This is a genomic window from Clostridium sp. YIM B02555 (genome assembly GCF_022320955.1).
Classification (GTDB): Bacteria; Bacillota; Clostridia; order Clostridiales; family Clostridiaceae; genus Clostridium; species Clostridium saccharoperbutylacetonicum.
Genome location: NZ_JAKJJY010000005.1, coordinates 1 through 23,193 on the forward strand (window position 1 = coordinate 1; position 23,193 = coordinate 23,193).

21 protein-coding genes are annotated in these 23,193 nt (G+C 30.0%); 7 read left to right on the forward strand and 14 right to left on the reverse strand.

Annotated elements, in window-relative coordinates:
- Nucleotides 1-207: 207 nt before the first annotated feature.
- The 3 genes from L3B98_RS09235 to L3B98_RS09245 form a co-directional block, all read right to left on the reverse strand.
- A complete protein-coding gene (locus L3B98_RS09235; protein WP_238916418.1) occupies nucleotides 208-2,751 on the reverse strand; it encodes a helix-turn-helix domain-containing protein in 2,544 nt (847 codons plus the stop codon).
- Nucleotides 2,752-2,770: 19 nt separating this feature from the next.
- Nucleotides 2,771-3,415 carry a TetR/AcrR family transcriptional regulator gene (locus L3B98_RS09240; protein ID WP_238916419.1) on the reverse strand — a complete coding sequence of 215 codons (645 nt, stop codon included), beginning with the start codon at nucleotides 3,413-3,415 and terminating at the stop codon, nucleotides 2,771-2,773.
- 338 nt (nucleotides 3,416-3,753) lie between these two features.
- The gene (locus tag L3B98_RS09245) at nucleotides 3,754-4,722 is read right to left on the reverse strand and encodes a flavodoxin family protein (RefSeq protein WP_238916420.1); all 969 of its coding nucleotides are present in this window, start codon (nucleotides 4,720-4,722) and stop codon (nucleotides 3,754-3,756) included.
- A 719-nt stretch (nucleotides 4,723-5,441) separates the two neighbouring features.
- Between L3B98_RS09245 and L3B98_RS09250 the strand changes: the two genes are divergently transcribed.
- Nucleotides 5,442-6,272, forward strand: a complete 831-nt coding sequence (locus L3B98_RS09250) for a ThuA domain-containing protein (RefSeq protein ID WP_238916421.1) — start codon at nucleotides 5,442-5,444, stop codon at nucleotides 6,270-6,272.
- 151 nt (nucleotides 6,273-6,423) lie between these two features.
- On the opposite strand, the gene L3B98_RS09255 is transcribed toward L3B98_RS09250, so the two are convergent.
- The 10 genes from L3B98_RS09255 to L3B98_RS09300 form a co-directional block, all read right to left on the reverse strand.
- A complete protein-coding gene (locus L3B98_RS09255) occupies nucleotides 6,424-8,676 on the reverse strand; it encodes a glycoside hydrolase family 3 N-terminal domain-containing protein (protein ID WP_238916422.1) in 2,253 nt (750 codons plus the stop codon).
- 287 nt (nucleotides 8,677-8,963) lie between these two features.
- Nucleotides 8,964-10,331: an MFS transporter gene (locus L3B98_RS09260; protein ID WP_238916423.1), complete on the reverse strand. Its 1,368-nt coding sequence runs from the start codon at nucleotides 10,329-10,331 to the stop codon at nucleotides 8,964-8,966.
- A 152-nt stretch (nucleotides 10,332-10,483) separates the two neighbouring features.
- A complete protein-coding gene (locus L3B98_RS09265) occupies nucleotides 10,484-11,533 on the reverse strand; it encodes a Gfo/Idh/MocA family oxidoreductase (RefSeq protein ID WP_238916424.1) in 1,050 nt (349 codons plus the stop codon).
- Between the two features lie 59 nt (nucleotides 11,534-11,592).
- A complete protein-coding gene (locus L3B98_RS09270; RefSeq protein ID WP_238916425.1) occupies nucleotides 11,593-12,507 on the reverse strand; it encodes a sugar phosphate isomerase/epimerase in 915 nt (304 codons plus the stop codon).
- A gap of 80 nt (nucleotides 12,508-12,587) precedes the next feature.
- On the reverse strand, nucleotides 12,588-13,571 hold the full coding sequence (locus tag L3B98_RS09275) for a TIM barrel protein (RefSeq protein WP_238916426.1): 984 nt from the start codon (nucleotides 13,569-13,571) through the stop codon (nucleotides 12,588-12,590).
- 11 nt (nucleotides 13,572-13,582) lie between these two features.
- Nucleotides 13,583-14,017 (reverse strand): DUF6379 domain-containing protein, encoded by a 435-nt coding sequence (locus tag L3B98_RS09280; RefSeq protein ID WP_238916427.1) that lies wholly within the window; start codon nucleotides 14,015-14,017, stop codon nucleotides 13,583-13,585.
- 29 nt (nucleotides 14,018-14,046) lie between these two features.
- On the reverse strand, nucleotides 14,047-15,150 hold the full coding sequence (locus L3B98_RS09285; protein ID WP_238916428.1) for a Gfo/Idh/MocA family oxidoreductase: 1,104 nt from the start codon (nucleotides 15,148-15,150) through the stop codon (nucleotides 14,047-14,049).
- Nucleotides 15,151-15,544: 394 nt separating this feature from the next.
- Nucleotides 15,545-17,962: a helix-turn-helix domain-containing protein gene (locus tag L3B98_RS09290; protein WP_238916584.1), complete on the reverse strand. Its 2,418-nt coding sequence runs from the start codon at nucleotides 17,960-17,962 to the stop codon at nucleotides 15,545-15,547.
- A 256-nt stretch (nucleotides 17,963-18,218) separates the two neighbouring features.
- Complete coding sequence (locus L3B98_RS09295; protein WP_238916429.1) at nucleotides 18,219-18,413, reverse strand: hypothetical protein; 195 nt, start codon at nucleotides 18,411-18,413, stop codon at nucleotides 18,219-18,221.
- Between the two features lie 339 nt (nucleotides 18,414-18,752).
- Nucleotides 18,753-19,199 (reverse strand): GNAT family N-acetyltransferase, encoded by a 447-nt coding sequence (locus L3B98_RS09300; RefSeq protein WP_238916585.1) that lies wholly within the window; start codon nucleotides 19,197-19,199, stop codon nucleotides 18,753-18,755.
- Between the two features lie 219 nt (nucleotides 19,200-19,418).
- Here L3B98_RS09300 and L3B98_RS09305 point away from each other — a divergent pair, with 219 nt between their 5' ends.
- The 6 genes from L3B98_RS09305 to L3B98_RS09330 all read left to right on the forward strand — a co-directional run bounded on the left by L3B98_RS09305 (nucleotide 19,419) and on the right by L3B98_RS09330 (nucleotide 22,637).
- Complete coding sequence (locus L3B98_RS09305) at nucleotides 19,419-19,625, forward strand: DUF1657 domain-containing protein (protein ID WP_015394394.1); 207 nt, start codon at nucleotides 19,419-19,421, stop codon at nucleotides 19,623-19,625.
- A 12-nt stretch (nucleotides 19,626-19,637) separates the two neighbouring features.
- Nucleotides 19,638-20,498, forward strand: coding sequence for a DUF421 domain-containing protein (locus L3B98_RS09310; RefSeq protein ID WP_015394395.1), 861 nt, complete (start codon nucleotides 19,638-19,640; stop codon nucleotides 20,496-20,498).
- Nucleotides 20,499-20,510: 12 nt separating this feature from the next.
- Entirely contained in the window at nucleotides 20,511-20,990 is a 480-nt protein-coding gene (gene spoVAC / locus L3B98_RS09315) for a stage V sporulation protein AC (protein WP_238916430.1), read from the forward strand.
- Between the two features lies 1 nt (nucleotide 20,991).
- Nucleotides 20,992-21,993, forward strand: coding sequence for a stage V sporulation protein AD (gene spoVAD / locus L3B98_RS09320; RefSeq protein WP_077365290.1), 1,002 nt, complete (start codon nucleotides 20,992-20,994; stop codon nucleotides 21,991-21,993).
- Nucleotides 21,994-22,013: 20 nt separating this feature from the next.
- On the forward strand, nucleotides 22,014-22,367 hold the full coding sequence (gene spoVAE / locus L3B98_RS09325) for a stage V sporulation protein AE (RefSeq protein WP_015394398.1): 354 nt from the start codon (nucleotides 22,014-22,016) through the stop codon (nucleotides 22,365-22,367).
- A gap of 66 nt (nucleotides 22,368-22,433) precedes the next feature.
- Nucleotides 22,434-22,637 (forward strand): DUF1657 domain-containing protein, encoded by a 204-nt coding sequence (locus tag L3B98_RS09330; protein WP_015394399.1) that lies wholly within the window; start codon nucleotides 22,434-22,436, stop codon nucleotides 22,635-22,637.
- Nucleotides 22,638-22,694: 57 nt separating this feature from the next.
- Here the strand turns inward: L3B98_RS09330 and L3B98_RS09335 are convergent, their stop codons facing one another.
- Nucleotides 22,695-23,177, reverse strand: coding sequence for a MarR family transcriptional regulator (locus L3B98_RS09335; RefSeq protein WP_077365293.1), 483 nt, complete (start codon nucleotides 23,175-23,177; stop codon nucleotides 22,695-22,697).
- Nucleotides 23,178-23,193: the final 16 nt, after the last annotated feature.

The following is a 23,193-nucleotide window of genomic DNA, read 5'->3' on the forward strand; positions in this document are numbered from 1 at the left end:
ATGTATCTAATTTCTAGTGTAGTGTTACGATTATAATTTCTCGATAATGCATACATATTCCATTTATAAGTTTAAGTATTAATTTGGATATCTATACTGATAAACAAGCGTAATAGATTATTTAAACTATCACACTTATTAAAAATTATAAATAAATACTAATCAAACCCTTAACCATTTTCACTAATAATTTATTTGTACATTTAATTAACTATATTCAAAAGTAATCTCATAAAAATTAACCTCATGTGGTGAAAGACAGCTTTCAAGCCTTAGTTCTTCTATGCTCTCTACATAAAAAACAGTTTGCTTTGGTATACAAATTTGTTTTAAATAATCAATTTCATCTTTCTTAATGTTAAAGATAGCATTCATGTTAAGCCATTCGTCGAAGATACTTCCATGTTCTCTATTTAGAACATACTTTTTTATACGATATCGTCCTTTTTTAACTCCTTTTAACGAAATAGAAAAATTCAAATTTTCTTGATTTTCATAAATATTATAATATTGTTCTAAAGTCACGGGTGTTTCTTCACTTAAACAGTAAAAATAATCAAAATGTTTATAATTATAGGTGATTATTTCAAAATTATATAAGGATTTCTTGGTTATTATATATCCATCACCTTTTTGTACTAAATCACTCCCCAGTTTTCCTAACATTTCATAAGCATAAAAGCCTGGTTTATTTATTCCATTAGCACTTATGAGTCCCATATCTCCATAAAGCAAATTTTTTGAATCCTTCAATTCTCCTGAAACATCTGAGCAAAACCAATATCCAAAACTATCAGTTTCATCTAAATTGTCTATTATATTTTTAGCAATAAATGCAGCCTTAAAGGTAGTATCATTAGCTGGATGACGATGCGATATACTTGAATTATATTCTGTAACATGTATTTCTGGAATATTTATTTCTGCTTCCTTCACCATTTTACGTATTTTATCTAATTTTAATTTTGAATAATTTCTGTCTTTAGATGGTAAAAGATGATTTAAATATTCTCCTTCATCATTTTTATAGGCCTTACTCCCAATATTATTTCTTTTACTTAATTTTTCAGCCTTGCTATCTTCAATTAATTCATATGGATATATTGATATAGATAAGAAATCCATCTTAGTACTTGTTTTCTTTACTTGTTTCAAGAATTCATTAAACTGCTTCATATTTACTTCTGGATTAAACCCCGGTCCACCAATTTTAGCCTCTGGCACAATTTCTTTTATAATATTGTAATAATTTTGAAAAGTATTTAAATAATTTTCAAAGTGTCCACTCCAGAAAACATAATCATTATCTCCTTCTTTCCAAATTTCAAAATACCACTGTGAAACTTCATTTATTCCATACCTATTGATACAGTGAAACATAAATTTTTCTAATAAATCTAAAGCTTCTTTTAAGGTTTTCTGCTTTTCTGAGGAATTTCTAAAATACATTACTTTGTCAGAAACAAGATTTAGCACCTTAGCTTTATTCCCTAATTCAATAAATGGTTTTAGGTTAATACTATATAAAAAGTCTATGAGCTTATCAATTTTAGTAAAATTGTAATTCACCTCATTTATATTTTCATCTCCATAACTAAGCATCTCATCACTAAAAATCCCTTGAAATCTTGCATATTTAAATTTAATTTTATTTTGAATATCTGTTAAGTGCTGCTGCAAATCTGATCTTAATCCATCTTGAGCATATCCTAAATTTATTAGATTTCTCCAAGTATGCGCTATATGCTTTGAGGTATAAATATCCGCTTCTACACTTATATTATTTATTTCTTTATAATCAACAATCTTTTTCTCATCTTTTTCATCTTCTACATATCTTGTTAATTTTTCAACAGCTTGATTATAATCAACCTTTGTTACTTCCGACTCCACTTTTTCACTAACATTAGTTTTTATTTGTTTTTTTCTAACTTGGCTTCTATACTCTGCTGGAGTTGTATCATATACTTCTTTAAATATTTTGTTAAAAGCAACTAAGTTAGGGAATCCATTATTCATTGCAATTTTAGTTACTGAAATATCTGTACGAATAAGTTCTTTTACCGCTTGGGCCAATCGAAACTCATTTAAATATTTTGAAAAAGTCATCCCCATATGAATCTTAAAAAATTTAGATAAATATTCAGGTGTTAAGTATTGAGAATCTGCAACATCTTGCAATGATATCTGTTGATAATAATTTTGTTTAATGTATGAAACTATTTTATTTATACGATCAGTATATTTGCTATTTTTAATATCTAAACTTTGCATTTTATAGTCATCTGCAATTACAAAATGAACATTTAACAAATATATTAAATCATACAATAATGACATTATTTTATAATCATAACCATATTCTCTATTTGAATATTCATACATGACTTTTGCCAATATGCTTCTAATATCATCATAATGCTTATTATCGCTAATAGAAGAATTACATAAAAATAAACTTTGTTCTCTTTTTACTACATCATTAAAGAAATCATTATCAATTTCCATTAATAAAATAAGATTTTCTTCTTCACCATAAATTTCAAAAACATCTCCATTATTTATTAATATCACATCTGATTCTGACAACTTGTATTTTTGATTGTTTATTATTACTTCCAATTCTCCTTTTAAAACAAATAAAAATTCCACATTTTTTTGAATATTAGAAGAAATTTTTTTAACCTTGTTCAAAAAAATCATTACTGGTAAATTACTATTTTCATTAGTACTTTGTCTTATATTACTCATATTTCACACTCCTTTAAAGTTAATTACACACATTTTCAATAGACTTTATAAGTGTATCAACAACTTCAAATGAAATTTCTTCAAACGTAATAGGTTCATATTCAAAAGTTATTGGACTATAACTCATTCTTTGAAGCAATCCCATAACAGTTTGGTATATATACATTCCTGTCTTAGGAAGATCTATATTTTCTTTTAAAGATCCATCCTTAATTCCTTTTTCTAAAGCGTACTTAAGCAAACTTTGATTATAATCCTCTTTTGTAAAACTTTTATATTTTAATTTCAATTCTTCATTTAAATCATGAGAACTATAATAAAGATCAAATGAAACTATAAATTTCATTTCCTCCTTATGCTCTTTTGCAAAGTTTATCCAAGCATAAAGCACTGATTTCAAACTTTCCTTTCCATTGGAGCTAAAATCACTTTTTTCTTTTATAAACATAAGCATACTCTTTAATATATCCATTTGCACTTCGAATATTAATTCATCCATTATATTAAAATATTTATAAAAAGTAACCCTGCTTACTCCAGCTATATTACAAATATCAGTTATTTTTACATCATGAAAACTATGTTTCAAAAATAATTCTTTTCCTGTTTCAAGAATTTCTTCTCGATTTTTATTACTAATATTTAAATGCCAATTATTATTCATTTATTCCACCTATCCATTACTTTATTATAGTTTTTATTTTTTAGTTAAATAAGATAACAAAATCACTAATCATTGTTAACCTTTACAAAGACAACGTCAAAAAATTCTTGCTTTAAACAATTCATTTTAGCTCTTTACATCTTGTAAATAATTATACACTGAACTTTACACCGTGTAAATGGCAATTAGCTTACATTTGTGCCGCAAAATCTTTTAATATCATTATAAATGGATATAGTTATAGTAAAAGAGGCCCTTAAAAACAATATTCTTTGTCTTAAAGTACCTCCTCATATTTATTAACTTAATCAGTTAATCTGAAAATTAAAAATACATTATTAGTTTATATATTTTTCGAAGTTCTTATAAACTTCCATTCTCTTATCTAAAAGTTCTTTGTTTGCCATTATCTTTGGTGCACAGATTGCTCCAAACCCTTGGATTTCTACAGTGTGCTCACGAAGACCTGCAAATGTGCCTCTTGCTCTTGCTTGTTGATCTTCAGAAAAAGTTACTTTTAACTTTTCTCCTTCAATTGCAATCTTACCTTCGATTCCGCATATTGGACATTCTACTGTGGTTGTTCCATTAACTGTTAAAAGGTTTTGATGGCATACTGGACATGTTCCTTCTGGACCAAACCATGCAACATCCTTATCGTCTTTTCCATAAGCTTCTGCAGTTTGTTTACCCATCTCATGAATTTCAGACATCATTTTATCATCTAGGATTGGATTAGCTCTTGTCCCCATTCCTGATGCATCGTAATTTCCAATAACTTTCATCATTGCAGGAAAGCCAAAAAGATGCATGGTTGATGTACCCATCGATACCCAATTTGGTGTAATTGCTCCACCAACAGAAATGTAAGATACATAACGTTTTTTCAATCTTTCTTGTGGATATGCGTCTGGATCTCCAGGAGCCTCCCCATTTCTTCTCTTATCTAGTACCCAGTTAATTGCAGATACATCATGACGACAAGAAAATCTATCAACAAAATTTTTAAATTGCCCAACTGGTTGTAATACATATACTGGTGCACCTACAATCAAGCAGTCAGCTTCACGAATTGCTTCTTCTACCATCTGCAAATCATCTTTAACTATACAGTCATTGTCTTTACCGTTTTCAAGGCTTCTTGAGCAAGCACCACATCCGATACAACGATCAATTGTAAGATTGTTTGTGTTGATAAATCTTATTTCTGCATCTGGTGAACCTTCTTTTGCCCCAAAAAGTGCTTCCTTTACTAAAATATCTGTATTGCAATTTTTTCTTCCAAACGATAATCCTAAAACTTTCATAATTTAAAACTCCTCTTTCTTTTATAACTAATTTTTGTTTATATATGTGACCTTAACAATTAACAATTATTAAAAAAGTTCTAAAAGAATTTCTTAAATTGAAAATTGATAATTTATAATTTAAGATAAAAAAATCTTACTATTCAATTATAAATTTTAATGTATATGTATTCATTAAGTTATTTAACCAATTTCAATCAATATTTTGACTTTATTAATTACCTCTCTAAATAAAAAATAAAGACAACAAAAATAACACTATAATTTTTGATATCTTTATTATTTTTATATTAATTCTCTCTTTTTTGTATTTTTGCCGCTTTCTCATTAGAACCCACTGCATATATATCATTTACAATTGCATTTTCTTTATGATTCTTAGGTATAAAACCACTTTTATTTAAAATTACAGTTTTCTGTACACTTTTCCTTTTATAAAAGGAAAAAATCAAATATGGAATTTCCTAACTATAGTTTGTATATATATGGGTTTAGTTATATAATGACTATATGGCGTTGACGTAAAAAAGCAACATCATCACTTAAAAAAATCTATATATTTTTTAGCAACAGCTCTATATAAACACTTAACACTGATAAAATTATCAGCAGTTTCTATGAAATGTAAATTTTTCAAGGAACTAAAGCTTCGTATGAAAAGGTATACAACTTTTTTCTTTGAACTTGATGAGTTAAAAATATATACTGGAGGGTTTTTAATGAAAAAATTGAATGTATTGCTGGTAACAGGTTTACTTACAGCAGAGCACCAGGGACGTTTAATCACACTGCGTCTCAGAGAATTATTAGAAGCAACAGGACGTTTTCATGTTGCAATTGTGGAAGAATTCCGTAATGTGACACCAGAATTTTTAGAACCTTACGATGTACTCTTTGTAGACTATGATGGAAAAACCTGGCCAACAGACCATGCACGTAGATTTGGAGAACAGAGCGAAGCTGCTGTTTATGATTTTGTTTCAAAAGGAAAAGGAATTGTATTTTATCATTCTTCAATTTGGGTCGATGCAGATTGGCCAGATGAGTGGAGAAAACTTTTAGGTGGGTATTGCTCTATGGAAAAAGGATGCAGAAGATGTCCAAAAGATGATCACTTCGTTGAGACTATGGATGAGAATCATCCAATTACTAAAGGAATAGATAAGAAATGGATGAACGTTTTTGATGATTTATTCACACAGCTAATCATTCATCCAGAAGCAAAAGTTCATGTACTAGCATCTATTTATGATGATGTCGAGAATTACAGAATTCCTGGATTCCCGCCACCACATCATCCTGTTGACATTCCAGATGGAAAACTTGAGAATATGGCAGGGGTGAATGAATATACACCGGTAATCTGGACAAATGAATATGGAACAGGACGTGTATTTGCTACATCTATTGGACATTGGGAAGCGCTTGATCGATTTAATTTCATTACTATGCTTGTTCGCGGTGTGGAGTGGGCTGCTACTGGTGAAGTTACATTGGAGAAGCCAGATCGTTCTGGAGACAACCGATTAAAATTGTTTCCATATTATTAAAAAACGTGCTGTCACACTATAATGATGGCGTACAATAAAATACATAAATTTAAATCGCCGGACATATTTTGACCGGCGATATCTTTTTGTTCAAAACTTCCACTTGAATAATAATACTAGTATCAGTTATGAATAAATTTAAAATCATATTTTACCTTGTTTTGTATTTTTTTACTCTATCATCATTAATAACCCCATTAAAATCTAGGCCATATGCAAAGTCATATACATTTCTTAATTCATCTTCATAGCATTCCATATCATGAGGTACATCTTCGCATTGATTTTCTACAGTTTCCATATTAACTGGCATTTGAAATGGTAATAATCCACTTGGATTAATTTTCCCACTTACAATATCCATTATTGCTTGAGTTTGTACACCAAATTCTACTATTATTCCATCTACATGCTCTTCAAACTCTGCTACTACAGTTGGATTTGTCATATTTATAGACACTATTACTGGTTTCTTTTCCATAGCTTCTTTTGTTTCAAGTATTATATCTAAATCCGCTTCATTACTTGCATAATTAGTTTTATTTAAATATGATCTATTATCTGATGTTTCTAGGGGATCTCCTCCAGCTATACTTTTTTCTCTAGCAGTTAATGCTGTATATTTTCTATATTGCAAGCTAATTGGTAGATACCCATCTTCTTTTGTATATCCTACTGTTTTTGGCGATTCTATAAATACAATTGAAAAATCAGCTTTATTTGGATCTTCAACTACATCATAATACTTTTCAATAATAGATTTACTTACTGGCTCCTTTTCATATGCCGGTATTATATTTCCAAACCAGTCTTTACTTTCTTTAATTCTTCTTTTTGGTATATAAACTTTTTTTCTTTCTTTTATTGGCATAATGTTTTCTTTATTTTTTAACATAACAATAGATTTTAACTGTGCATCATATCCAGCTTGCATAAATTCAGAATTTCCAACCACTTCCTTAGATATTTCAGCATCAACATAAGGATTTTCAAACAAACCAGTTCTAAATAGATTCAATAATAATCTTACAGCGGATTTTTCAAATCTACAGCGCATGAACTCTTCTCCATGTTCCTTTACGCCAATTTCATAAGCTTTAATTACAGGTTCTACTTGATTATTACCTCCAAATTGGTCAACACCAGCCATTAATGCTTTGTAATGTCTCTCCTCTACTGAAAGGTTCTCTACCCCCCAGCACTTTCCAGATATAAATGCATCCATTTCTCTATTGTCTTCTGTTATTGCCCAATCTGTACATACAACACCATTATAATTATATTTTTCTCTTAATAAGTCATTAATAATATACTTACTATAGGAATTTCCTACATTTTCATTATTTTTCTTATCTTGATCATAAGAAATCGTGTAATATGGCATTACTGCTGAGGCTGTATTAGTTTTTCCTTTTAACTTAAATGCACCTTCGACAAAAGGCTTTAAATGCTCCTGAAAATTATTACCTGGATAAACAGCAAATTTACCATAAGCATAGTGTGCATCACGTCCACTTTCACCACTACCACCACCTGGCCAATGTTTAACCATTGCATTTACACTTTCAAATCCCCAGTTATCATTTATTTCCATTTCTCCAGTTGATGTTTGAAATCCATCACAATAAGCTTCAGCTAAATTAGCTGATAAAGTTGGATCTTCTCCAAAAGTTCCATTAAATCGCATCCATCTTGGTTCTGTTGCTATATCTACTTGAGGAGATAAAGCTGTTGATATACCTAATGATCTGTATTCTTTAGCAGCTATATAACCAAAGTTTCTCACCAATTCTGCGTCAAAGGTAGCAGCAAGTCCTAAAGGTTCTGGCCATTTGGAAATATCTCCTCCTGCTCCAGCATTAAATTCAGTATCGCTACTTGTTCCATGTCTTGGATCTGTAGATATATTGACAGGAATACCAAGAGGTAATTCTTCTGAAAATGCTTGTACATTATTATTCCACATAGCTCCAATTTCTGAATTCTCTATTATAGTTATTAATATATGCCTTAGATTATCATTTTTTAAGAATTCCATCTGCTGATCAGTTAAATCTGTTATTTTTGCTTCACTTTCATATAATTTTTTACCGTTATAAGTTCCTGCAAACATTTTTGCAAATGAATCTTCACTACTTGAAATTGCTTGATGTCCACTATAAAGCATCAATCCAGCTATTTGTCTAATTGTCATTTTACTTGCTAAATCTTTAGCTCTTTCCTCAACTGGCAATCTCCAATCTTCATATTTTTCTAGCTTCCCGCTTCTACTTAAATTCTTAAAAGCAAACCCATCTTCCTCAATAATTTTTACATTTGACTTTGGTGAATAAGCTACACTTTGTCCACCTTCATTTAAAATAAGATTATATCCTTCTTTTTTAATTTCTTTCCATTTTTTCATAATGCTCCTTATTCCTTTCAATGTGCTCAAGTACATAAAATTTATTAGCGTATAATTCCAAATTATATCATTATTTAAAATAAATATAAATTCTATGTAGCACTCCTAATTAATATTTACTGATTATACATCCAAATTTAATACAAAAGCTTCTTCTAAGTAATTATCTATTTTACTATACGATTATTTCTCATTTCACCAAATACTATTACTAATATCTATTTCAGCTGTAAATTATTTAAGGATTTGAATTATTCATTCAAATCCTCAAAATAAAAATTTATCTGTTATACATTAGCATTAGCACGTCTTTCTTCAATTTCCTTAGCATAGCCTTGAGCCTTTGCTTTAGTTATTCCATAGAAAAGCATTGGTACTACCGCCAACAAGTATACAATTCCTGGAAGAAGATTAACTACCATATTTAAGCCTTTAATAGTTTCAACAGATTGTTGTGCATTTGGAATATACCCAATCCATCCAAGTGCAATTGCAGTAATTCCACCAATTATAGCTGAAGATATTTTTGTAATAAGACTTGTTACTGAATAAATAGCTCCATCTGCACGAGAACCATGCTTCCATTCACTATAATCTATACTGTCAGCAACCATACTAAATATCATTGGAGCGCCAAAACCTACTGGTATAAATCCAATAGTTGATAATATCATTATTGCAGTAACGCTTGTAACAGGTATTAAATATATTCCAATGCAAGTTAAACCACATAATACTACTCCAATAATTGCTAAGGTTCTTTTTTCAAAATATTTAGCTATAGCACCAACTACTATAGATCCAATTGCTGTACATAACCCAAATCCACCCATCAATGGCGCAATTAAATCAGGTCTTTCCATAACATATATATAATAAAAAACTACTGTTCCTAATCTTCCAAATAGTGCTGTAAATAATAAGAATAAGTAAATTGCAATTAACATAAATGGTTTGTTTAATGAAACTGCACGAATTGAATCCTTGATTGAAGGATGACTCCCCTTTGGAGGTTGTATAACTTCCTTGCAATTTCTAAAAACCATATAGAACAGCGGTAATGTAAATAACGATATTACTAACGCACCATACGAAAAACCTTTTTGATTGTTTCCTTGTCCGAGTGCCATTACAAGCGGCATTAATGCAGCCCCTGTGATAACATTAGAGATTAATGAGAAAAATCCTCTAAAGGAATTCAAAGAAGTTCTTTCTTCTGTGTCACGTGTCATTACTGTTCCTAAAGCTCCATAAGGTACATTAACGATTGAATAAACTGTTCCAAGTATAAAATAAGTTACAGTTGCATAAATTATTTTTCCTGTAGGGTTTAAGTTCGGTGTAGTAAATGTTAAAGTATTAAATGCTGCAAGCACTATAGCACCAAAAATTATATATGGTCTAAAACGCCCAAATCTAGTATTAGTACGTTCAACAACTAATCCAACCACTGGATCAACGAAACAATCCCATATTCTTGCAGCAAGTATAATTACTCCTGCTACTGCAGCACTTATTCCAAATACATCTGTATAAAAGAATAATAGATATGTTGATACTAGACCCCAAGATAGATTACTTGCTAAATCCCCTATTCCATAACTAAATTTTGTTCCAAAACTAAGCTTTCCTGTTTTTACATTCTCATTATTCATAATAATTTCTCCTCTTTTTGTTAATAAGTAATATAATATCGTTTACAAAATTGTATAAAAAAAGCATATTATGTTATAATTCATTTGGTTGTTTTTATTAATTACTACTTTTTAGTTTATAAGCAAGGTGCGAACTTGCTTATAAACTTTTATTATTCAAAATCAATTATGGCTTTATTTGTTTTGCTAGATTTCCACGCAGCTTCCATTACTGATAATACACGACGTACTTCTGAAATCTTAATTTTTGATTCTTCTGTTCCATCCAATGCACCTTGTACATTTTTATAAAAATCTACCCAGTCAGTTTCAACTTGTGGAAGCATCTCTTCTACAATTCCTCCTGGAGGTACAGGAGCAAATTGTCTTGTTGGTCCTGCAACAGTTTCAGTTATTTGAGGTGGAAGTTTCTTTAGCATATCTCCTGTACGATAAAGGGCTCCTTCACATCCAAAATTCTTTACAATTATTGTTCCTTTATCTCCTGCTACTAGCCAACGTGGTTGATATTCTAAAATATAAGTTGATAATTCTAAATGGAAGGTAACTCCATTTTCCATCTTTAAAATTATTTTAAAATAATCATCAACTTCTTCATGCAATACGTTCTTTATATCTGCATAAATAGATTTAATCTTTACACCAGGCATCATGAATAAAGCTTGGTCAATTAAGTGAACTCCCCAATCATATATCATTCCACCACCATATTTCTTATAAAGATGCCATTCATGCATATAACCATTACCTGAATGAAGTTTACTTTCAATTGTAAATATATTACCTAAAAGTCCTTCATCATATGCTTTCTTTACAATAAGCATATCTCTATCCCATCTTCTATTTTGATGAGCTGTAAAGAAAACTCCAGCTTTTTTGCAAGCTGCTTCCATTTCATCTAATTCTGCTACATTCATAGCTGCTGGCTTTTCAGTAATTACATTTTTCCCAGCTGCAGCTGCTTTTAGGCACATTTCTTTATGCAAATGGTTAGGTACGGTCAAAATTACTGTATTAACTTCACTATCTGCTAGTAGTTCATCTGCTGATTTATAAAGCTTAAATCCCATTTCTTCTGCTTCACTCCAGCGTTCTTCTTTAATATCACATACTGCTGCAATTTCAACTCCTGCACGAGGTGCATTTTGAGCATGCCACTTTCCAATACCTCCAAATCCTATAACACCTAATTTAATTTTCATTCTTTTCACCTTCTTTTAATATATTGTATACATATTTATACACGTTTTTATTTACTTATCTATATTACAAATTGTCTAATATATCTTGTACTTAAAATTACAGCTTTTTTAGCATCTTCAACTGAACCTTCAAATGCTTTGTCTTCAACTTCAATGCACGTATCACCTGTATATCCTATGTCTGTTAAAGCGGAAACATATTTTCCCCAGTCAACATCACCAAGTCCTGGCAACTTAGGCGACATATATTGAAGTGGTGTTGCCATAGTTCCAATATCATCGAGCTTGTCTTTATAAACTTTTATATCCTTGTAATGTACATGGAATATTTTTTCTTTAAATTCGTATATTGGTTTAATATAATCAATTTGCTGCCATACAAAGTGAGATGGATCATAATTTAATCCAAAGTTTGGACTATCTAATATTTCAAATACTTTTCTCCAATTAGCAGGAGATGTCATAAGATTTTGCCCTCCTGGCCATTCATCATTTGTGAATAACATTGGACAGTTTTCAATTCCTATCTTTACAGCTTTTTCTTCTGCATGTTTTACAATTGGAGGCCAAACTTCTTTAACTATTTCCAAGTTTTCTTCTACTGTTTTTGATGGTATACGCCCTACAAAAGTTGTAATCATATTAACCTCTAATTTACTAGAAGCATCAATTAACTTATTTAAATGCTCAACATATACTTTTCTTTTTTCTAAATCTTCCTCAAGGGTATTTGGATAATATGCCAAAGAAGATATTTTAACATTCTTTTTAGCTAAATAATCTTTAATATAAGAAACTTTAGCATCATCTAGTGTATCTACATCAATATGACATACACCTGCATATCTTCTTTCTGCTTTACCCTTAGGCCAACAGCACATTTCTATACATTCAAGTCCATTTTCAGCAGCAAAATCTACTACTTCTTCAAAACTTAATTCGCCTAGTATTGCACTTACAAATCCTAATTTCATAAGAACTCTCCTTTCTAAATCCCTATTTACCTAATGATTTTTCATCATCAGGTAAATATTAAATTTATGCACTTACCAAATTACATTCCTAAGAATTTTTTCTCCATTGCAATTTGACGTCTTGTAAATTCTGTTCCACCACAGAATAATTCATCTTCATATTCACATATAAGATACCCATCAAAATCTGTATCCTTTAACATTCCTAGAATTTCTTTATAAGGTATACTTGGTTCTACACAATCTTCGCTTAAATAATGGAATTTACCATGCATTTCAAAGCAATATGGGATAATTTCTTTTAATCCATTTAATAATTCAGGTAATTTCTCCTTTGGATTAAATTGAACAAATCCATACATTCCTTGTAATGTACCATTGATTGCTGGATGAGCTCCTGCTTCCATTAATTTTTTACGAGCTTCTTCTATATCAACACCTTGATATCTAAATTCTGCTGCCATCTGTAAATGTTCTTCCTTAACACCTGCTGCAAGAGCCTTATCCCAATGTGGCTTATTTGGAGCAACTGCAAAGCATCCAAAGTCTGGTACAAAGCCTAAATGCTTAGAGCCTGTACGTTTAATAACTTCTAAATATTTCATCATCTTTGGAGATGTTGGTGTTTCTGGATTATGAATTTCAATACCTGCTTTTACATCATATAGTTCTGCATAAGGAGCAAGTCTTTCAAAGGCTTCTGGTGATAACATGTATTGTACACGCATAACCTTACAACCTAATTTATTAGCTGCTTTCAAATCAATAATTGCATCTGCTAACATTTCATCATCAGTAAGATTTCTATCATGACGCATACCTTTATCATTATTTGCACCATATCCAACTGGTCCAATACCATACTTAGCCTTTAATGAATTTACTAATCCTAAAAACTCATCACTTACATTAGGATAAGAAGGAATCATTTGAGTTCCTACAATTTCATATCCTGTTGCACCAGCTAAAGCTGCTTGTTTTACACATTCTTCAAAATCATATTGATATCTTGCATACTCTGTTCCATAACAAAACAAAGTAGCACCTAATTTAATATTACTCATCTTTATTCCTCCTACTCATTTATGGTTACAGTCACAGTATCTCCACTATCAAGTGGCATATATTGATGATCTGGCCCCATTTGCATATAAGGAACTCTAAGTATAAGCTTTAATTCTAATTCATGCTCTCCTATAGCTAATCCATCTTTTTTAATTACTCTGATCTTAGCTAATTGAACTTGGCTCCAGAATTCAGTTACTGCATATTTTAATTTATAAATAGGCATTTCTTTACCATTTAATTCAAAAGTAACTGCTTCTTCTGGCATCTTTTCACCATCACAATATACTTCTAATAAATCTATATCTGATAAATAATGTCCTCTATAATAAGCTAATTGAACATCAAATTCGAAACCATGTTTTTTCCCATTTATATACATACTTTTAAAAGAATCTTCTTTAATAATTTGATTATTAAGTTTCATACGCATTGCAAATGCCATTTTTCTTACCTCCTTTGGTATCAAAAAAATTAAAATTTAACTTCTGCTTTTTGTTCTGCTGATTTGTAAATTGCATCTAATATTTTTGTAACAGCTAATGCTTCTTCAGGCTTAACTAATGGTTCTGTATCATTTGCGATAGCTTCTAACCATTGTTTACAATCCATGCTGCCTTCAGCACCGCCTCCTCCACCGAAGTATGCAACACCACCAACTGGAGATAATTTTTCTTCCATTAATTGATTATTTCTTCCACGGTTATAAATTAATTCATTTTTAGAATGGCTCATTCCTGAATGTATTTCAGCACCTGCTAGTGTTCCACAAAGTGTAGTTGATGCTTCTCTTGATTCAAGTATATTTAATGCCCAGCTTGCTTCTAAGTTTATAGTTGCACCATTTTTCATTTTAACGAAGCCCATTGCAGAATCTTCTACTTCAAAAGTTTCTGGATTCCAAGGTCCAAATAAGTTTCCTTCTGTGGCCTGCTTCAATCCACCTAATTTGTAGAATACAGAACCTGATACACTTTCAACATCATAATTATTCATACACCATAAAGTAATATCTAAAGCATGTGTCCCAATATCTATTAGTGGGCCTCCACCTTGTTGTGCCTTATCCATAAATACTCCCCAAGTTGGTACTCCTCTTCTACGTACTGCATGAGCTTTTCCGTAGTAAACCTCTCCTAATTCACCGTTCTTACAAGCTTCGTGCAAGTTCATAACTTCAGCTCTAAATCTATTTTGATATCCTACTGTAAATTTCATTCCTGATGCTTTCCAAGCTTCAACCATCTTTTCAGCTTCTTCAGTTTTATGAGACATTGGCTTTTCACAATATACATGCTTCTTAGCTGCAAATGCATCAATTGCAATAACACTATGAGATACATTTGGTGTACAAATATGCACAACTTCAACGTCTTTATCCTTTAATAATTCTTTATAGTCTGTGTAAACTCTTGCGTTTTCCACTCCAAATTGTTTAGCAGCCTTAGTAGCTCTTTCTTCAACTATGTCACAAAAAGCAACTATTTCATTTAAATTAGAATTTTCTTTTAATGCTGGAAAATGCTTTTGATTTGCAATCCCTCCACAACCGATAATTCCTACTTTAATCTTACTCATTTTATAATTCCTCCTATTTTCTTATATATAAATTTCTTGTTGTTTCTTCTTATGTATCAAGTATACTTTTTTAAACGTATTCAGACATTCAATTAATTTCACTTAGTTCAATCATTTATTGACTTATTTTATTTTTATATTTGAAAACAAGAAAATAAGGTCAAAAATAATACTAATTATTTTTGACCTAAATAAAAAACTCACCTAATTCTAAAATATTTTTTAATTGGCATGACTCATTAACTTTGATATTTCATATAATTATCTAAATATAAAAGTAGTTTCATATATAACTACTTTTATATTTGCCTATAAACATATACATCCATTTAACCTATAAAAAAAGTCAGTTATAAAATCTATCTCTTTATAACTGGCTTGCTTCTAAAATTTATCACAAAGTCTTATCCCCATAGCATATATGTATAATATCAAATTCATGTGGTGCTAAAGCAACTTCTAAATTTAAAATTTCCTCTTCAACATCACATCGCTTTATAGTTAACCTTGGAGTTGAAATTCTCTTTAAATAATCGATTTCATCTTTATCTAAATCACCAATTTCATCCATCCTCATCCATTCATCTAAAACACTTCCACGCTCTCTATTTATAGAATAAGTTTTTACATTATATTGACCATTTAACAAGTTCTTAAGTTGAAAATTCAAACGTAAATTATCATAATCATTAAATATTTTTCCCTGTTCTCTTGGCTTTATTTCATCTTCTGGTTTTAAATAATAATAATAGTTGAAATGTTTGTAATTATGACATACTATATAATATCCATTATGATTATTAGCAGTTATGATATAATTTTCACCTTTATCTATAATCTTTCCACCAATTTTATTCATAAATTCTATTGCATAGTAAGCAGGCTTTTTAATGCTATTTTTAGAAAGCAATCCTGCACCACCATTTAATAAAACATGAGAATCATAAAATTGAGAAAACAAATCCGATCCAATCCAATAGCTAAGAACATCTACTTCATTTATATTATCAATAATGTTCTTAATTATATAAGCACCTTTATAGCAGCTATCATTTGTATAATTACGATTAGATATAGTGCTATTCCATTCAGTAATATATAATTCTTTAACCGCCCATTTTATATCTTTTAAAGTTTCTTTAATAAGCTTTATCTGATTTAAAACATAATCTTTATCTGTAGACCTCTTTGAATATTTATCTCCTTTTTCTTTAATGACTATATAAGGGTATAAATAGAAGGATAAAAAATCTGGCTGAATAATTTGTTCTTTCCACTGAATAATGTTTTCCATCAATTGTTTTAAGCCATAATCTCCACGAAAACCTGCTCCTCCAACTTTACAGTTAGGGATATATTTTTTTAATTCACCATATCCAACATTAAAAATATTGAGATAGTCTACCTCCATATCTTCAGTTTCAGGTCTCCAGATTTCAAAACACCAATTTTGAGTCTCTTCAAGGCCATATCTTTTAACAATATGCATAGAAAAAGCCCTCATTACATTTTTCCACTGCTTTATATTATTAAATAATTGTTGCTCCTCTTCAAAAATAACTGCTTCCCTTACTGTTCTATCAAGTCTTTTAGGCTTTTGACCTAGTTCAATGAATGGCTTTATTTTATTGTCTAAAAGAAAATCCAAAACTCTATCTATTTTATCAAAGTTATATTTCCCATCTGGATTAGATACGCCAACATACATATCATGACCAAATATACTCCAAAATCTCACATATTCAAACTTCAATTCATTTCTTAACATTTTTACGTGTTCCTGTATATCTGATTGAAGCAAATCACTTGCTGCTCCCACATTGATTACTTTATTCCAATTTTTTATATAATCTTTTTTATCTCTTGCATCAACTATTATATATTGATTATCGTTTACCAAATCAGTATTATTTTCAAATTTACTCATTTCTTCAAAATGATTATCTAATCTATCCAATATGATATCTTCATTTGATTCGACTTCTTCAACATTTTCATATATGCTTTTCTTTACTTTCTTCAAATATGCAGATGGAGTCATATTGTAGGTTGCTTTAAACAATTTATTAAATACTGCTGTATTTGCAAAGCCATTATCTAATGCCGCTCTAGTGATTGTAGCCTCAGTATACAATAAATCTTCTAAAGCATAATGCAACCTAACATTATTCAAATAATCTATAAAGTTCATGCCTAAGTGTTTCTTTAAATATCTAGATAAATAGGCATTAGATAGATGTAGCTGATTGGCCAAGTCATTAAGACTTATTGGCTTATTATAATTGCCTCTTATATAGTTAGTAATTTCATTGATTCTATCATCATATTTATTTTCTTTATCATGAAAACGCTCATCTGCATTATTAATTAAAAAGTTATTGGTTAATAGATTTACTAACTGATAAAACAAGCTATATTCATAAAAGTCTTCTTTGCCCTTCCTATTTAAATAATGATTGAATATTAATTTTAATATTTTTCTAACCTCGTCATAGGAATAATCTTTGTCTATGGTTGAATTACACCAAAATAATATCAAGTTATTTTCAAGAAAACTGCTTAATCTTTGAAAGGAAATATGAAAACTTGCCATTAGTATATCTTCTGAACATTTATAACTATGTTTCTTATTAGGATTTACAACGACAAAGTCATCCTGCTTTAATTTAAATATATCCGCTTCAACTTTAAGCTCCATTTCACCTTCCAATACATAAATTAATTCAACGTCTTGGTGAAAATGTATTTCTTCTTTTTGCTTAACCATTATATTATAGGTAACTATATTTTCCTTGTTAAGATTTGATTTCATCACTTAATTACCCCTACCTTAATCATATTTATTAAGTATTTTATCACATAATTATAATATAATTAATCTATTAAGAATAGTCACTTTATGATCTGATACGTCATTTAAATCTTCTTCATTTATTTTACCGACACATAAAACGTATGCATAATATGCCATTTTTGAGCAAAAAAAAAGCGACTATTTAATATAGTGCCATCTAAATTTCAAAATATTTCTTTATAACTTTATGTAAAAAAGCTTGGTAAAGCTTTATTTACATAGCATATGAAACTTTTTTTGTTTTCATTCCTGCTTTATTTACTTGATTTGCTTCATTATCAAACATTTTAAGTGATTCACTTAATCTAGCATAATCAGCTGCTGCTAAATTTGGATTGCTAAATAACATATTTATTCCCGCCCTTTTTAAATTTCTTGAACTAAATAATTCTCTAATAATATTCATCATAGTTATCATATCTCCTTTTCTTTTTTCTTTATATATTTATAATAAATCACAATAAATTTTAATTCAAACCAAATTTTCCCCTGATATCGTTTCAAATTTGTTAACATTTTGTTAATAAATTCAAATCATTATTGAAAACTTTTACAAAAAGTTTTATAATAATTACCCAACAAATGAGTCAATTGACTAAGTTGATAAAGATTATATTATAAATGTTATCTTAATTATCTCTATTAATTATAAAAAAATAATACGAAATACGCTTTTAATACAATATTTCATCACGTTGATTTATAATTTTATTACTCAAAACTTTTCTAAATGCATACAAGTAATGAATTATAACTTTAAGTTATAATTCATTACTTGTAATGTTAATCCACTTTTTTCAGATATAAAAGTATCCTCTATGCAATTAAATCCAACTTTCTTATAAAAACCTACCGTATCTATTCTTGCATTTAAACTCAGATTATTAATACCTTGTTTCCTAGCCTCTTCTATATGCATTTTTAACATTTCAACTCCAATGCCTTGTTTTGTATACTCATATCCAACAACTACATTAGTAATTTTACCCTCACCATTTAAGTTCGTCATACGGGAATATGCTATAACTTCATTGTCCTTCAACACTGCTAAGTGCAAACTAATCTTATCAAATTCATCATAATCATATTTGTCTATTTTGCCATAGGGCTTAAATAGTACATTAAATCTTAACTCTATTGCTTCTTTAAATTTTTCACTTTTATAATCTATATATTCATATGCAATTATATTCATAATACTTTCCTCTTCTTCTCGTATTTTATTATTATTATACACTATATTCATTATTATTGCATACTTATTCATATTTTAATTAAATAATTATTTATTTCTTTTATAAAATTCACCTAGACATTTTTTCTACTATCTTATTCTTAAAATAATGTGAATTAAATTTAGCCTTATTGGTTAAAGTATCTTAGTAAACATTTTATATACAAAGGAGATTTTTATATGACTGTTGGTTCAAAGGTAAAACAAACATTAGCCACCTTGAAAGGTTCTGAGGCTACTTTAAGAATGTACTCCCTTCAGGAACGTGATAAAAATGCTAAAGCAGCTTATACAGAAGCTTATGACGAATTAAGCCAAATTAAAATAGATTTAGAAAAAAGATTGGGCTTCATAGAATTTCAAGAACCCCAATATAAAGGTAACTAAGTGAGGTGGAATATGAGTACTTGGTTAATATTTTTATTTAATTCAATTATTTTATTTTTTCTTGCCCTTATTATTTCAAGGTATATGAAGAAAAAAACTTTATCTAGGGCTACTCCCTTTGATTTTATTTCTTACGCAGTTATAGCCATTATAATTACACTAATTTCATTAAATACCGTTAACAATGTTTACTTTGCACTAACTACATTAGTTGTTTGGGCATTAATGCCCATGCTTTTAGATTTTGCATCAATGAAAAGTAAATGGGTATACAATCTAATACATGGTAAAGAACGTGTATTAGTTAAAAGTGGAAAAATATTAGAAGATAATTTATCTAAGGAAAGAATTACAGGGCAGGAATTTCTCCAGGAAATGCGGTCAAAAAAAGCTTTTAATTTAGCTGACGTTGAATTTGCTTTAATGGAAACAAGCGGAGATATAAGTGTAAGTTTTAAAGCTGATAAAAAACCAGTTACACCTCATGATTTAGGGAAAAATGTTTCATCTACAGCTGAACCTCAAACTGTAATCTTAGATGGAAATATTTTAAATGAGGGTCTTGTTAATGCTGGATTAAATCATGGCTGGCTTAACACCCAATTAGAGAACAAAGGCATTGCTCTTGAGAATGTTTTTCTTGGTCAGGTAGATTCTTCTGGTGATTTATATGTAGATCTTTTTGATGATATGATACAAATTCCTAAAACTCAAGTTAAAGAAATGCTTTATGCAAGTCTTCAAAAAGCTCATGCTGATCTTATTACTTTTTCTCTAGATACAGATGATAAACCGGCAAAAACAATGTATTTACAAAATGCACAAAAATTAGAGAATGTTATAAAAAATTTAGAACCATACTTATTACGTTAGAAGGTGATATAAATGTCCAATATGAAAAATAAAAAATTAACTACAACTCAGCTTCAATATAACCAATTAGTTACTTCAATAGAGCCCAAGCGTCCAATTCTAACTAACTGCATAAGAGCATTTCTCATTGGTGGTCTTATATGTACCATTGGACAATTTCTACAATGGGTCTTTATAACTTATTTTAATTTTGATGAGAAATCTTCAGTTGGTCCAACTTCACTAGTTTTAATATTTACTGCTGCTTTACTTACAGGACTTGGAGTTTATGATCATCTTGCTCAATGGGCAGGAGCTGGCTCTGCTGTACCAATCACAGGTTTTGCTAATTCTATAGCTTCAGCCTCAATTGAACATAAAAGCGAAGGTTTTGTACTTGGCGTAGCTGGAAATATGTTTCAACTTGCTGGTGCAATTATTGTTTATGGAGTATTTTCTGCCTTTGTAGTTGCTACAATAAAATTGATAATAACATGGTTGGGGGCGATGTAAAATGCTTAAAGGTCATCAATCCTGGATTTTTGAATCTAAACCTGCAATATTATCCTCTGCTGCTGTTGGAGGTCCTTTTGAAGCTGAAGGCGCATTAGCTGATGATTTTGATATTCTTCATGAAGATTTATGGCTAGGTCAAGATAGCTATGAAAAAGCGGAAAAAACTCTACTTGAGCACGCTTGTCAAAGAGCAATACAAAAATCAAAGGTAAAAAAAGAAGATATTAACTTCTTTTTAAGTGGAGATTTAATGAATCAAATAATTTCTAGCAGTTTTGCTGCGAGAACATTAGGAATACCATACTTAGGCATATTTGGTGCCTGTTCAAGTTCTATGGAAGGATTATCTTTAGCAGCACAATTAATTGATAGTAAAGCTGCTAAATATGTTTTAGCTTCTGCATGCAGTCATAATGCAGCCGCTGAAAAACAATTTAGATACCCTACTGATTATGGTGTTCAAAAGCCACCTACTGCGCAATGGACAGTAACTGGAGCTGGTGCAGTATTGCTCGGAAGACGTGGAGGTGGACCTAAAGTCACTTCTGCAACCATAGGAAAAGTAATAGATATGGGAATTTCTGATCCTTTTAATGTAGGAGCAGCTATGGCTCCCTGTGCAGTAGATACCATTGAAGCTCATTTTAGAGATTTGAATATTGATGCTTCCTATTATGATCTTATTGCTACAGGTGATTTAGGAAAGGTAGGACACGAACTAGCTAATGCATTATTTGATAAACATGGTATAGCTATGCCACAACATATATTTACAGATTGTGGGCTTTTAATTTATAAAAAAGACCAGCCAGCTTTTTCTGGTGGAAGTGGTTGTGGCTGCTCTGCCACTGTAACTTATGGTCATTTTCTTAATCGAATGAGAAAAGGAGAATTAAAAAAAATTTTAGTTGTTGCAACAGGTGCTTTAATGTCTCCTATTTCTTTTCAACAAAAAGAAAGTATACCTTGCGTTGCTCATGCTGTTTCAATCGAAATGTAAAAGGACGGTGTAAGTTATTTATGGAAAAATTTATTTTTGCATTTGTAATAGGTGGCTTAATTTGTGTTATAGGTCAACTTATAATGGATACACTTAAGATTACTCCTGCTCATACAACTTGCACACTAGTTGTAATTGGAGCTATACTTGGTGGCTTTGGACTTTATGATCCTTTAGTCAAATTTGCTGGTGCAGGTGCATTTATTCCTATAAGCAGTTTTGGAAATACTCTTGTAACAGCTGCTTTAGCTGACGCCCAGGAAACTGGCTTTATTGGTATATTCACAGGTGTTTTAAAGACAGTAAGTGCTGGTGTCTCTGCTGCAATAGTATTTGGTTTTATGTCTGCAATGATATTTAAACCTAAAGGCTGATTTCAAATTAACAATTTAAACAGATGATAAAATCACTTCGTGATTATTTGAAAGGAGGTGATAATTATGACAGTTGGAACTCAAATGCAAAAAGCAATTGCTGGAATTCAAAGTGCAGCTGCTACAATGAAAACTTTCTCTTTAGAGACTGAAGATCAACAGGCAAAGCAAGATTTTAAGATGATTGCAGAACAACTTGATTGTTCATTGGAACTTTTAAAAGGAAGACAAAAATATATTGAAGAACAAGAACCTCAATATAAATCTTAATTAATATTAAATCCCCTACATCACAATAATTTAATGTGATGTAAGGGATTTAATTTTTTATTCTTCTTCACTTAATAATTTACTAAACTGTCTAAGTCCATATATAATTTTTTCAACTTCTTCTTTATCTGTCTTCTTTATTGCATTAGATATAAATTCTCCAAGAAATTTTTTCTTTATTAAACATATATCATTATTCTTTTTAAATTCTTCAGAAATTGATAATTTTACAGTTCTACGATTATCTTCTGGCACTTCCCTGTTTACAACACCTTGTTTTGCTAAACGATCTACTATTCCTGAAACAGTACTTTTAGTTAAACTCATATGCTCACTTAATTCATTTAGAGTTATTGAAGGCATTTTATACAAATGAAATATAACACCTAACTGTTGCGGTGTATAACCATATTCCTTTGCAATTTTTTCATATTTACAGCTAACTGCCCTTCTAATGCTTTTAAATATTTCAATTATTTCATCCGCTTCTTCTTGAACCATTTCATCATTTGTATTAGGTAAATCTTCTTTAAAATTCATTATGTTCACCTTCCTA